The sequence below is a fragment of the Mesorhizobium sp. L103C119B0 genome (genome assembly GCF_000502235.1).
Classification (GTDB): Bacteria; Pseudomonadota; Alphaproteobacteria; order Rhizobiales; family Rhizobiaceae; genus Mesorhizobium.
On the sequence record NZ_AYXE01000010.1, the window covers coordinates 56716 to 70672 of the forward strand.

Here is a 13957-nt window from a genome sequence, read left to right on the forward strand (position 1 = left end):
CTCCAGCGGCTTGCCGTCTGGCGCGGATGCCGGACCACAGCCTAGAAGTTTGCCGCCGATGGCGGAAACACACAATTCTCGTAGAGAAAACGCCGCGGCTTGACAGCCGCGGCGCCTCATTTCTTCAAGTCGTCGAGATCAGTTGCAAGCCGCGACGCTGCCTGCGGCGACGCCTGTGCAGACTTCGTCCTTCTTGATCCAGCCGGCGTCGATGACGACGTTGAGGTTGTCCTTGGTGATCGCGACGGGGGTCAGGAACAGCGACTTGACGGTGTTGCCGTCAGGCGTGGTGAAGTCCTTGGCGCCGGCAATGTCGCCCGTCTTCTTGCCATCGGCAAGCTGCGAGGCGATCTCGGCGGCGTTCTTGCCGAGTTCGCGCGCGTCTTTCCACACCGACACCGTCTGCGTGCCGAGCGCGATGCGGTTCAGGGCGGCATGGTCGCCGTCCTGGCCCGAGACCGGAACCGTTCCGGCAAGGCCCTGCGCCGTCAGCGCGGCGACAACGCCGCCGGCGGTGCCGTCATTGGCCGCAACCACGGCATCGACTTTGTTGTCGTTGGCGGTCAGGAACTGTTCCATGTTCTTCTGGGCGTTGGCCGGCAGCCAGCCATCGGTATAGGCCTCGCCGACATTCTTGATCTTGCCCGAGTCGATGGCTTCCTTGAGCACTTCCATCGAGCCCGAGAACAGGAAATCGGCATTCGGATCCGAGCCAGAGCCCTTTATGAAGACATAGTTGCCTTCGGGCTTCGCCTTGAACACTTCGCGGGCCTGCATGCGGCCGACTTCCTTGTTGTCGAAGGTCAGGTAAAAAACGTCCTTGTTCTCGATCAGGCGGTCATAGCCGACGACCGGAATGCCTTCGTCCAGCGCCTTCTGCACCGCCGGGCCGATGGCCGAGGCGTCCTGCGCCAGGATGATCAGCGAGTTGGCGCCCTGCGAGATCAGGCTTTCGACGTCGGTCAGCTGCTTGCCGGGATTGGACTGCGCGTCGGCCGAAATGTACTTGTCGCCGGCGGCTTCGATCGCCGTTTTCATCGCCGCCTCGTCGGTCTTCCAGCGCTCTTCCTGGAAGTTCGACCACGACACGCCGATGACCTTGTCCTTCGCCTGCGCGACCGACATCAGCGCCAGCGACATGGCGACACCCGCCAGCATGGCGGCTGCAAATCTGTTCATTATAACCCTCCCTGCGCCGCCCACGGCGCGACAAAACCGGCCCGAAGGCCTGCACAAAGAGGCTCCATTTTTTCGAGCCTCGAAAAAACACTGGTTCAATGATAAGGCACTGTCAACATCGATTATGATGGATTCTGATAGCCTTGCCGAATTTTTTCGAGCTCCGCAATAAACAATGACAGGGCTGCCGGCGTCTGCCAATATTTGGCTGGTGCCGTCGAACGCCTTCACTATCATGAGGCGCGAGGAGGCCGGGAGGAAAACAAATGTCGGTTGGGATCCGCCACGACGATCTGCGCCGTCGCAACCGTGCGATGGTGATTTCGGCCGTGCGCCGGGCCGGCCAGCCGTCGCGGACCGAGATTGCGGCGACCACCGGCCTCAGCCATTCGACGATATCGGCAATCTCGTCTGATCTAATTCAAGAAGGCATCCTGATTGAAGGCAAGCCTGGCGAGACCGGCTCGCTGAAACGCGGCCGGCCGCAGGTCGGCCTTGGCCTCAACCCGGAAGCGGCGGCGGTCATGACCGTGGTGCTGTCGCTGAACTTCCTCTCCGTCACCGTCATCGACTATGCCGGCCAGGTGGTCGCGGAAGAACAGCGCCGGCTCGACACGCTGACCATGCCGCGCGACGAGCTGATCGGCGAATGCGTAGCAATCGTCGGGCGGCGTCTCGCGGACCCGGACCTCGATGTCCAGAGCATCGCCCGCATTGCCATGGGCATCCAGGGCATCACCGATTCGCAGGCGCGGGCCATGCTGTGGTCGCCAATCACGCCACTGACCGACATTGCCTTCGCCGACATGTTGGAAGCGGAATTCGGCATTCCTGCCACCATGGAGAACGACTGCAATATGATGGCGGTGGCCCTGCAATGGCGCCAGCCCGAGCGCTACCGCGACAATTTCATCGCGATCCTCTTGTCGCACGGCATCGGCATGGGGCTGGTGCTGAAAGGCGAACTGTTCACCGGCACCCATTCCTCGGGCGGCGAGTTCGGCCACATGATCCACCGTCCGGGCGGCGCGCTCTGCCGCTGCGGGCGGCGCGGCTGCGTCGAGGCCTATGCCGGAAACTACGCCATCTGGCGCAGCGCCAAAATGATGAGCGAAGATGCCGAGCCGGTCGATATCGGCGACGCTGATATGCGCGCACTCGCCGCGCGCGCCCGCGAAACCGATGGCCCGGAGCGCGAAGCCTATCGCAAGGCCGGTGAGGCGCTCGGCTTCGGCCTCGGCAGCCTGTTTGCGCTGATCGACCCGGCGCCTGTCGCCATGGTTGGCGTCAGCGCCGCCGCCTTCGACCTGATCGAGCCGGCATTGCGCGAAGCGATCGCCCAGACCGCCGGCGGCCAGCACTCGAAATCGATCTCCTTCGACACCGAGCCCAACGAGCTGCCGCTGATCCGCGAAGGCTGTGCCATGCGCGCGCTCGGCTTCGTCGATCAGGAGATTTTCGCGCCGGGCATTCAGGCCAAATCCGGCAAGCATGTCGCCTGAATGGCCGGCAACGGCGCGACGCGCAGCATCCTAGTCTTCCCTGATCGCGTAGCCGGCGCCGCGAATGGTACGGATGACATCCGGCATGCGGCCGTTGTTGACCGCTTTGCGTAAGCGCCCGACATGGACGTCGACGGTTCGCTCGTCGATGTAGATCGTCTCGCCCCAGACATTGTCGAGCAGCTGGCTGCGCGAGAACACGCGGCCGGGATGGCGCATCATGAATTCGAGCAGCCGGAACTCGGTCGGTCCGAGCCTGATCTCGCTCTTCTTGCGGTAGACACGGTGCGACTCGCGGTCGAGCACGATGTCGCCGACCTTGAGCACGCTGGACAGCACTTCCGGCTTGGCCCGGCGCAGCAGCGCCTTCACGCGCGCCATGAACTCCGGCGTCGAGAATGGCTTGACCAGATAGTCGTCGGCACCGGTGGACAGGCCGCGCACGCGATCGCTTTCCTCACCGCGCGCGGTCAGCATGATGATCGGCAGCCGCTCGGTTTCGGGCCGCACTCTAAGCCGCCGGCAGAGCTCGATGCCGGAAACAGCGGGCACCATCCAGTCGAGCACCAGGAGATCGGGCACGTTTTCCTGCAGGCGGATCTCGGCCTCGTCGCCGCGTGTCACCACCTCGACGTGATAGCCTTCGGATTCGAGGTTGTAGCGGAGGAGCACGCCTAGCGGCTCCTCGTCCTCCACGACCATGATGCGTGGCGCGATCATAGGCAGTTCACCCTCATCAGGCCGGCGTGGCCATCGCCGTCTCGTCCTGCTTCGGACGATTGGCGGGCAATTGCTGGCCGGTCAGCACATAATACGCATTTTCGGCGATGTTGGTGACATGATCGCCGATGCGCTCAAGATTCTTGGCGCAGAACAAGAGATGCGTGCAGGCGGTGATGTTGCGAGGGTCTTCCATCATGTAGGTCAAGAGCTCACGAAACACGGACGTGTATTTGACGTCGATGCGCTCGTCGTCATTCCTGAGTTTTGCAAGAGCTGCCGCATCGGTGGCGGCATATTCCTCGACGACGCCTTGCACCTGGATCAGCACCAGCTGCGCCATGGCATCGATGGAGTGCGAGAGGTCGCGCGGCGTGACGCTCAAGCCCACGGTGCCGACGCGTTTGGCGATGTTCTTGGCGAGATCGCCGATGCGCTCGAGGTCGCCGGCCATGCGGATCGAGCCGACCACGGCGCGCAGATCGTTGGCCATCGGCTGGCGCTTGGCGATCAGCGTGATGGCGCGGTCGTCCAGTTCGCGCTGGCGCGCATCCATGATGGCGTCGTCGGAAACGACACGCTGTGCCAGCGCATTGTCCGAATTGAGCAGCGCCCTGGTCGAGCCGCTGACCATCGAGCCTGCCAGATCGCCCATGTCGCGGATCAGCTTGCTGATCTGCCCGAGCTCTTCATCGAAGGAGGCGACGGTATGTTCACCCATGATCTTGGTCCTCGTGCCTGAAAATTCACCCGCCGGACGGCTCAGCCGAAGCGGCCGGTAATGTAGTCCTGGGTGCGCTTGTCGTCGGGGTTGGTGAACATCTTGTCGGTGGCGCCCTCCTCGACGAGATAGCCGAGATGGAACATCGCTGTACGCTGCGACACGCGCGCCGCCTGCTGCATCGAGTGGGTGACGATGACGATCGTGTAGTTCTGGCGCAGTTCGTCGATCAGCTCCTCGACACGGGCGGTGGCGATCGGATCGAGCGCCGAGCAGGGCTCGTCCATCAGGATCACCTCCGGCGACACGGCGATGGCGCGCGCGATGCACAGGCGCTGCTGCTGGCCGCCGGACAGGCCGGTGCCGGGCTCCTGCAGGCGGTCCTTGACCTCGTTCCAGATCGCAGCCTTCTTCAGGCTCTGCTCGACGATCTGGTCCATGTCGGACTTGCGCTTGGCCAGCCCATGGATGCGCGGGCCGTAGGCGACGTTCTCGTAGATCGACTTCGGGAACGGGTTGGGTTTCTGGAACACCATGCCGACGCGGGCGCGCAGTTCGACGACATCGATGTTCTTGTCGTAGATGTCGTCTTCATCGAGCGTGATCTTGCCGGTCACCCGCGCCGAATCGATGGTGTCGTTCATGCGGTTGAGGCAGCGCAGGAAGGTCGACTTGCCGCAGCCGGACGGGCCGATCAGCGCCGTCACCTGGTTCTGGCGGACGTCGAGATTGACGTCGAACAACGCCTGCTTCTCGCCGTAGAAGACGCCGACCTTGTCGCCGCGCATCTTGATGACTTCGTTCGACTTGGCGTTCATTTTGTCGCCCACTGCATTCTCAAGGGACTGTTCGGTCATGATGTTCATACCAAATTGCCTTTTTTCTACCAGCGCCGCTCGAACCGGCGCCGAAGCACGATCGCGGTGATGTTCATGGCCATGAGGAAGACGAGCAGGATGATGATGGCGCCGGACATGCGCTCGACAAAAGCGCGCTCAGCCTCGTTTGCCCACATGTAGATCTGCACCGGCAGCGCGGTCGCCGGATCGAAAGGCGTCGTCGGATAATCGGCGACGAAAGCGACCATGCCGATCAAGAGCAGCGGTGCTGTCTCGCCGAGCGCACGCGCCAGGCCGATGATGGTGCCGGTAAGGATGCCTGGGGCGGCAAGCGGCAGGATGTGATGGAACACCATCTGCATCTTGGAGGCGCCGAGACCTAGGGCCGCCGAGCGGATCGACGGCGGCACCGCGGCGAGGGCGGCGCGCGTGGCGATGATTATGGTCGGCAATGTCATCAAGGTCAGCACCAGGCCGCCGACGAAGGAAGCCGAGCGCGGCATGCCGAGGAAGTTGATGAACACGGCAAGGCCAAGCAGACCGAAGACGATCGACGGCACCGCCGCGAGATTGTTGATGTTGACTTCGATCAGGTCCGTAAAGCGGTTCTTCTTGGCGAACTCCTCCAGATAGATGGAGGCGGCGACGCCGATCGGCAGCGCCAGCAACAGCACGATCACCATCATGTAGAACGAGCCGATGATCGCCACGCCCATGCCCGACGTTTCGGGCCGGCTAGAGGCGCCATAGGTGAACAGGCCGGTGTTGAAATGCTCGGCCATCACGCCGTCGGCTTTAAGCTTGTTCATCCAGTCGATCTGCTGGTTGGACACCTTGCGGCGCGCTTCATCGACGCCGAGGTCGATCTGGCCCTTGAAGGCCGAGTCGAGGTTCGCGGCAGCCAGGATGTCGACGTCACGTGTCCTGCCGATCACCGACGGATCGGCGGAGACGATGTCGCGCAGCTGGACGCGGGCGCCTTCCGACAGGAAGCCCTTGAGCTTCAGCATCATCGGCTTGTTGGCCGGATCGATGCCGAGCTTGGCCACCAGCGCGTTTTCGGCGAGCTTGGGATAGTTCGCCTTGATCAGCACGGTAGGGTCGGTCGCGCGCTTGCCGGAGGGATCGATCACCTTCTCGTCGAAGGTGACCGGCAGCGTCACCGTCGTCTGCCAGAAGGCGGTGTAGCCTTTCGAGACGATGGTGATCAGCATGATGGCCAGGAAGGCCAGGCCCACCGAGATCGCAATCACGCCATAGATGCGGAACCGGCGTTCGGCGGCGTAGCGCGCCTTCAGCCCGATGTCGCGGCGCGGACGCGCGACGGCGCCCGCCATCGTGTCCAGGGGGATGTCGGTCATTCGTACTGCTCCCGGTACTTGCGCACGATGTAGAGGGCGACGATGTTCATCACCAGCGTCAGCGCGAACAGCGTCAGGCCGAGCGCGAAGGCGACCAGCGTCTGCGGCGAGTTGAACTCGAGGTCGCCGGTCAGCTGGTTGACGATCTTGACGGTGATGGTCGTCATCGCCTCGAACGGATTGGCCGTCAGATTGGCGGCGACGCCCGCCGCCAGCACGACGATCATCGTCTCGCCGATGGCGCGCGACGCCGTCAACAGGATGGCGCCGACGATTCCGGGCAGCGCGGCCGGCAGGATGACCCGCTTGATCGTCTCGGAGCGCGTGGCGCCGAGGCCGAGCGAGCCGTCACGCATTGCGCGCGGCACCGCGGTGATGATGTCGTCGGACAAAGAGGACACGACCGGGATCAGCATGACGCCCATCACCAGACCGGCGGTGAAGATGCTCTGGCCCTGGATGAAGGGCGAGCCGCCGGTGAGTGCCGCCGACAGGTCGCGCAAGAACGGTCCGAGCGTGACAACGGCGAAGATGCCGTAGACGATGGTCGGAATGCCGGCCAGCAGTTCCAACGCCGGCTTGACCACCGAGCGCACACCGCGCGAGGCATATTCGGACATGTAGACCGCCGACATCAGCCCGACCGGCACTGCCACCAGAAGGGCGACGGCGGCGATGTAGAGCGTGCCGGCAAGAAGCGGGATCAGGCCGAACTGACCCTGGCTGCCGCCGGAACCGGCGGCGGCGAAACGCGGATCCCACACCGTGCCGAAGAAGAAGCTCATCGGCGACACGCTCTCGAAGAAGGTGATGGTCTGGAACAGCATCGACAGCACGATGCCGACCGTGGTCAGGATGGCGATGGTCGAGGCCGCAAGCAGCCCCCACAGCATCAGCTTCTCGACGTTGTTGCGCGCCCTGGCGCGCGGCGCGATCTGCCTCAGCGCATAGAAGGCGCCGGCGACCGACAGCGCGAAGGTCAGCACGGCGCCGAACAGGCCGAGCCGGTCCTGGACCTGGTTCGCCTCGACCGCGATCGGGATCATATAGTCCTGTGTGTCGCTGGCCAGTGCCACGCCCTTGGCGGCGAGCAGCGGCTGCAATTCGGCGAAAGTAGCGGGAAGTGCGGTATCGCCATCGAGCCGGCGCAGGCCCTTGGCCAGGCTCTTCACCAGGCTGGCGTCGAGCGCTTCGCTGGCCACCTTTGTGTCGGCGGTGCGCTCGGGCAAAGCGGCATGGATGTGCCGGTCGAGATAGAAGGAAGAGCCGATATCCCAGACGGCGAGCAAAAGGACGGCAGGCAGGACCGCGAGCAGAAAGGCCCACCAGCCATGATAATGCGCGCGCGAATGCGGCTTGACCTTGCCGGTATCCTGCGCCGCGGCGCGCTGGCGGCCGACCACAAAAGCGACCACGCCTATGGCGATGACTATGGCGAGTACGAGCAAGGACGACATAACCCACCCCAGGGAAAATTCAGATCGCCGCAGCCGTTGCGGCAAGCGGCGAAGTCAGGGCGCGGAGTTCATCCGCGCCCTGATCCGTCCGTTGATTACATTGTCTGTCCAGCGGCGAAGGCGTCGCGCTGGCCCTGACGTTCGGCGTCGGGAGCGGAAACCAGGCCGTACTGGGCGAGCGGGCTTTCCGGGCCGATCATCTGGTCATCAAGGAAGAACTCGACATATTCCTTGAGGCCGGGAACGACGCCCAGATGCGCCTTCTTGACGTAGAAGAACAACGGCCGCGACACGGGGTACGTGCCATCGGCGATGGTCTGCGTCGAAGGCACGATGCCTTCCACGGTAGCGACCTTCAGCTTGTCGGCATTGTTCTCGTAGAAGGCGAGGCCGAACACGCCAACGCCGGTCTTGTTGGAGTCGATGCGGGCCAGCGTCTCGGTGTAGTCGCCATCAATGTCGACAGCCTTGCCGTCCTTGCGGATGGCGATGCAGGTCTTGCCGATTTCCTTGTCGTCGGCGATGCCGGCAGCCTTCAAAGCGGCCTTGTCGCAGCCGGCGTCGAGCAGCTTGGTCTCGAACACTTCACGGGTGCCGTGCTTCTCACCCGGGATATAGGCGGCGATATCCCAGTCGGGCAGCTTCGGATTGACCTGGTTCCACTTGGTGTTCGGGTTGTCGACCAGCTTGCCGTCGACCACCAGCTTGGCGGCGAGCGCCTTGTAGATGTCGGCGGGAACCAGCGCCCAGTCCGGACCCTTGATGTCGGTGGCAAAGACGATGCCGTCATAGCCGATGCGGACTTCCTGGACGTCCTTGACGCCGGCGTCGGCGCAGGACTTCAGCTCGTCCTTCTTGATCGGGCGCGAGGAGTTGGCGATGTCGATCGTGTCTTCGCCGACGCCCTTGCAGAACTCCTTGATGCCGGCGCCGCTGCCGCCGGACTCGACCACCGGGGTCTTGAAGTTGGTGAAGGTTTCGCCGAACTGCTCGGCGACGATCTTGGCGTAAGGCAGCACGGTCGACGAACCGGCGACCTGGATCTGGTCACGCGCAGCGGCGACACCGGACGATGCGGCGAACGCTACCGCCACGGCCGATGCCGTAACGAGGAATTTCTTCATGTGGCCTGCTCCTGTTCGGAAGATGGTCTCTTGGCGCCCTCTTCAAACCGGCGCCCGCTGAGGCCAATAGCCTTCGATTATTACAGTCGCATGACAGTTTCGTGTCAGCCCGGTAACGTCGCACAGACGTCTTGTGGGCCGCACCCTTTAAGCCGGTTGGTGGGAATGGAAGTTGCCGCTGGAATCAGACGCTTGCGCAATTCGTGCTGGCATCAAGTCCCGGCACACCGCAGGCCGCGATGCCGAGAAAGAAAAACCGGACGGGAGCGCGTTGCCCGTGGCCAGAGCGAATCTTGGCCGAGCCATCGCCAAAAACAGGTCCGTTGGGGTAGATTCGACGCTGTTTCTTGTCGGCGGTCGCTTGCTCCCGCCCGTAACTGAATGAGCGGTTTCGTTGCGACCATTGTCCTGACTGGGCGCCAGCTTTGATATGGTGCGATCGCACCATAGCCTTGGCTGTTGCGGCGCGACCGAATCCCGGCGGCGCCGCAGGTTGCTATCCAGCGTCTCGTTGGGCTTCGCCTGATATGCCGACCCAGCGCTCGACCTTTTCGAGCAGCGCCCTGGGGCTGATCGGCTTGGGCAAATAGTCATCCATGCCGGCTTCCAGGCAGCGCTCGCGGTCGCCCTTCAAGGCATGCGCGGTGACGCCGACGATCGGGATATGCATACCCGTATGTTCTTCAAGCCGGCGAATTGCGGCAGTGGCCTCGAGCCCGTTCATCTCCGGCATCGAGACGTCCATCAGGATCATGCGCGGATTAAGCCGGCCGAAGGCATCGAGCGCCTTGCGGCCGTTGCCGACGATTTCGAAACTGTAGCCGGTTTCGCCGATTATCTGGGTGAACACCATCTGGTTTACTTCATTGTCCTCCGCAACGAGGATGTCGAGCCGGCGTTCATCCCCGGCGGCCCGGGCGCGGGCACGAACCGGCGGCGGTTGCAGTAGGGCCCGTTCCGAGGCAGCGAGCGGCGGCTTTGCCGGCGACGGTTCGTTCCTGCCGCCGCCGGAACCGCTGCTTGCCGCCGGCAGCACACGGCCACCCGTGATATTGTGATGGTGGCGCTGGATGGTGGCGACCAGCGTTTCCAGAAGCACCGAGGAGCGCGCCGGCTTGATCAGCTGGGCGTCGATGCCGAGATCGCGATAGCTGGTGTTGGCGAGCGACTGGTCGACCGAAGTCAGCATGATGATCGGCGTGTCGGCCAGCCCTGCGGTGTTGCGCACGACGCGCGCCATTTCGGCGCCGCTCATCCCCGGCATCTGATAATCGAGCACGACGCAGTCGACCGGCACGCCGTAGGCAGCCGCGGCGACCAGCACCTTCAGCCCTTCGGGTCCGCTTTCGGCGGCGCAGGAATCGAAGGTCCATGACGCCATCTGCTCGCTCAGGATCGATCGGTTGACGGCATTGTCGTCGACGATCAGCACCCGTGAGCCGGTCACGTCGACCGGCATGATCCGCCGTCCGGTCTGTTCCTCGGCCCTGGGCAATGTCACGGTGAACCAGAAGGTCGAGCCCTTGCCTTCGGCGCTCTCGACACCGATCTCGCCGCCCATCAACTCGACCAGCCGCGAGGTGATGGCGAGCCCGAGCCCTGTGCCTTCGTGGCGTCTCGTCGACGAGGTGTCGGCCTGACTGAATTTTTCGAAGACGAGCTTCAGTTTCTCGTGTGGAATGCCTATGCCGGTGTCGGTGACCGAAACGGTAAGCTTTGTCCCCGTCGGCCCCCTTTGTCCGGTCACGTCGACCAGCACGTGGCCTTCGTCGGTAAACTTCACCGCGTTGCCGACCAGATTGGTGACGATCTGCCTGACGCGACCGACATCGCCGACGAACAGGCTTTCCAGGCCCGGCTCGACGCGCACGATGAGCTCGAGGTCCTTCTCCTTGGCGCGCGTCGATATCAGCGTCGCCACATCCTCGATCGCTTCGGGCAGGTTGAAGGGCGCAGGGTCGAGCACCAGCTGTCCGGCATCGATCTTGGAGAAGTCCAGTATGTCGTTGATGATGGTCAAGAGCGCGTTACCCGATTTGACGATGATGTCGGTGAACGTCTTCTGCTTGGGATCGAGGTCGGATTTGGCCAGCAACTCGGCCATGCCGAGTACGCCGTTCATCGGCGTGCGGATTTCGTGGCTCATATTGGCCAGGAATTCCGACTTGGCGCGGTCGGCCAACACGGCGCGCTGCCGCGCCTCGCGCAGTTCGGCCTCGCGCAGCTTCAATTCGGTGATGTCGGTGGTCGACCCAATCAGATAGAGCGAACCATCGGACGCGATCATCGCGCCCTTGCGGGCGAACTGGTGGCGCACGCTGCCGTCGGCAAGCGTCACCGTTTCCTCGATCTCCTGTGTATCGCCTGTGCGCAGCACGGCGAGATCGCTGTTGACGAAGGCTTCGCCGTCCTCGCCGAAAATCTCGATGTCCGTCTTGCCGATCGCGTCTTCCCTGCGGAGGCCGGTGAGGTCGCACCAGCCCTTGTTGACGTAGAACTGCCTGAGGTCGGAGCGCTTGGCGTAGATCGACACCGGCACGTTGTCGATGAGATTGCGGAACACCTCGTTCTCGCGCATGCTCTCTTCCAGCGCCTGCTCGCGCGCCTTGACGTCGGTGATGTCGGTGCTGGAGCCGACAAGGTGCACCGACCCATCGAGCGCCACCAGCCGGCTCTTGCGCGTCATCAATTGCCGCACCGTGCCGTCGCGATGGGTAACGGGCTCCTCGATCTCGCGGCCGCGGCCGGTGACGACGACCTCGGTGTCGTCATGGGTGTAGGTTTCGGCGTCGTCGATGCCGAAAAGCTGGAGATCGGTCCGGCCGATGACCTCCTCCTTGGGGATGCCGGTCAGCGCGCACCAGGCCTTGTTGACGAATTCCATGCTCAGATCCTGCGCCTTGATGAAGGCGGCGACCGGCAGTTCGTCCATGACGTGGCGGAACAGGTCGATCTGGCGCATGCTTTCCTGCAGCGCCTTTTCGCGGCTCTTGATCTCCGAGATGTCGACGCGCACGCCGATAAAGGTGCCGTCCTCGGTGCGCATATCGTAGACCTGATACCAGCGGCCGTCCGCATTGAGGCGCTCATAGGACGAGTTGGGCAGGCGATAGCGGGCGAGGATGGCATTGAGCCAGACATCGAGGTCGCCTTCATAGAGCCTGTCGATTTCTGGATCGCCGCTCGATCGGAAATAGCCGACCGAATGTCCAAGTTCCAGGGCCGCGCGGAAGCTGCGGCCAGGCTGCCATGCCGGTTTCAGCTCCGGCAGCGTGTCCTGCAGCTTGCGATTTGCAAAGACGAACTTGTCGTCGCGGTCATAGATGATGACGGCCGCCGGCAGCGACTCCAGCACCGTGGTGAGGTTCTTGCGGGCGTCTTCGGCTTCGGTCTCGCGGCGCTTCATGTCGGAGATGTCGAACAGGAAACCGGCGACATAGTTGCGGCCGCTGGGCATGCCGACGCGGTTCTTGCGCACGATGCGCGAGCGGCTGGCGCCCTCGGCGTCGAAAGTCTCCTCGACCTCGTAGGGCGTGCCGGTCGCCAGCACGGCGCGTTCGCTGTCTTCGAACTGCGCGGCGTCCTTTTGCTTGAGGAAGTCGCCGCCGGGCCTGCCCAGCATCGCTTGCGGGCTCTGTCCGAACAGTGCCGAAAACGCCTCATTGACGAAGACGAAACGCAGATTGTCGTCCTTGACGAAGATCGGGTCCTTGACGCCGTTGATCACCGCCTCGGCCAGCCGCGATTTCTCCAGCGCATGGGCGAGTTCAGCCTCGCGATCCTTCATGTTGGTGACGTCGACATAGGAGATCAGCCTTTTGCCGCCGGCGAGCGGCGCCAGCGATGCAATCAGCGTACGGCCGTCATTGCGTGGCAGTTGCCTGGAGCCCACCAGGCCGGCCGAGATTTCTGCTTCGCGCTCGGCGATGTGGTCCTGCCATTCCGCATCGTCAGCACCGTACGGGTCCATATCGCGGCTGGCCTGCATCAGTTCGCGGAAGCCGCAGCCGATCCTGGCGCGTCGGGGATCGATTTCCCAGAAATCATAGAAGGCGCGGTTGATCACCTCCGCCCGCATGTCCGCATCAAGGACGAGCACGCCGATCGGCATCTGGTCGACCATCGTGCGAAGATTGGCGAAGGTCTCCGTGATTTTGGCGTTGGCACTCTCGATCTCTGCGTCGCGACGCTTGAGCTCGGAGACGTCGTAGTAGGTCAACAGCCGCTTGCCGCCGGACAATGCCGTCACCGAGAACATCATCGTCCTGCCGTTGGCATGGAGAAATTCGCGTGGCGCAACCGAGCCGGCGCTGATCTCCTCGACGCGGGTGGCTAGGTAGTGCTGCCACTGCTGTTCATCGAGATCGCCGTAGATGCCGTTGCGGCGGTTGAGTTCCATCAACAGACTGAACGGCGCGCCGACAGTGACGGCGCCATCGGGAATCCTGGAGAGCTCGCGATAGGCCTTGTTGACGATGAGTGTGCCGAGCTTTTCGTCAAGCAGCACGACGCCCATATGCATGGCATCCATCGTCCGCTCGAGATCGGCGAGGTGCTGCGTGGCCTCCCAGGCCGGCGGATCGCTCTCGTCCTGCCGCAGTTCGTCCAGCGCACCGGCCAGTGCCGTGACGTTGCGGCCGATGCCGCGATAGCCGATGAATTCGCCTTCGCCGTCGAACCGCGGGGAACCGGTGATCGAAACCCAGCGGCAGCCGGGACGGCCGCCCTTCAACTCATAAACAAAGTCGCGAAACGGCCGATGCGCCTGCAGATCCTCCAGATGCGCGGCGGCGTGTCGATTGCCGTGCACCATCTGCTTGAGGAAATCGAAGCGGAAACGGCCAAGAATGCTGGCGGGATCGATGCCGGTGGCGGCCTGGTAGTTCTCCGAAAGCCAGGAAAAGCGCAGCTCGGCGTCGGTCTCCCAGACCCAGTCGGCGCCGGCCTCGACCAGTTCGCGCAGCGCTTCGGGCGAACCCCCGACGGACGTATCCTCGCCGTTCACCACCCCTTTTCGGGAACCGCGTCCGCCGCGTGTTCCAACAGTCCCGTCA

The 13957-nt window shown here is 63.4% G+C and carries 9 protein-coding genes; 1 reads left to right on the forward strand and 8 read right to left on the reverse strand.

The window, feature by feature from the left end; translation table 11 throughout:
- Positions 1–138: 138 nt before the first annotated feature.
- Positions 139–1179: a D-xylose ABC transporter substrate-binding protein gene (gene xylF / locus X728_RS148760; protein ID WP_023727290.1), complete on the reverse strand. Its 1041-nt coding sequence runs from the start codon at positions 1177–1179 to the stop codon at positions 139–141.
- 266 nt (positions 1180–1445) lie between these two features.
- Here xylF and X728_RS148755 point away from each other — a divergent pair, with 266 nt between their 5' ends.
- Positions 1446–2681 carry an ROK family protein gene (locus X728_RS148755; RefSeq protein ID WP_023683969.1) on the forward strand — a complete coding sequence of 412 codons (1236 nt, stop codon included), beginning with the start codon at positions 1446–1448 and terminating at the stop codon, positions 2679–2681.
- Between the two features lie 30 nt (positions 2682–2711).
- On the opposite strand, the gene phoB is transcribed toward X728_RS148755, so the two are convergent.
- From phoB to X728_RS148720, 7 genes are all read right to left on the reverse strand, one after another.
- On the reverse strand, positions 2712–3401 hold the full coding sequence (gene phoB, locus X728_RS148750; protein WP_031193203.1) for a phosphate regulon transcriptional regulator PhoB: 690 nt from the start codon (positions 3399–3401) through the stop codon (positions 2712–2714).
- 16 nt (positions 3402–3417) lie between these two features.
- Positions 3418–4122 carry a phosphate signaling complex protein PhoU gene (phoU, locus tag X728_RS148745; protein ID WP_023670109.1) on the reverse strand — a complete coding sequence of 235 codons (705 nt, stop codon included), beginning with the start codon at positions 4120–4122 and terminating at the stop codon, positions 3418–3420.
- Between the two features lie 41 nt (positions 4123–4163).
- Positions 4164–4988, reverse strand: coding sequence for a phosphate ABC transporter ATP-binding protein PstB (gene pstB / locus X728_RS148740; RefSeq protein ID WP_023670110.1), 825 nt, complete (start codon positions 4986–4988; stop codon positions 4164–4166).
- A 17-nt stretch (positions 4989–5005) separates the two neighbouring features.
- Positions 5006–6322 (reverse strand): phosphate ABC transporter permease PstA, encoded by a 1317-nt coding sequence (pstA, locus tag X728_RS148735; RefSeq protein ID WP_023683971.1) that lies wholly within the window; start codon positions 6320–6322, stop codon positions 5006–5008.
- Complete coding sequence (gene pstC / locus X728_RS148730; protein ID WP_023826740.1) at positions 6319–7779, reverse strand: phosphate ABC transporter permease subunit PstC; 1461 nt, start codon at positions 7777–7779, stop codon at positions 6319–6321. The genes pstA and pstC overlap by 4 nt, the downstream gene beginning before the upstream one ends.
- A 95-nt stretch (positions 7780–7874) precedes the next feature.
- Positions 7875–8903 carry a substrate-binding domain-containing protein gene (locus X728_RS148725; RefSeq protein WP_023832007.1) on the reverse strand — a complete coding sequence of 343 codons (1029 nt, stop codon included), beginning with the start codon at positions 8901–8903 and terminating at the stop codon, positions 7875–7877.
- A gap of 496 nt (positions 8904–9399) precedes the next feature.
- Positions 9400–13908: a PAS domain-containing protein gene (locus X728_RS148720; protein ID WP_245266158.1), complete on the reverse strand. Its 4509-nt coding sequence runs from the start codon at positions 13906–13908 to the stop codon at positions 9400–9402.
- Between the last annotated feature and the right edge of the window lie 49 nt (positions 13909–13957).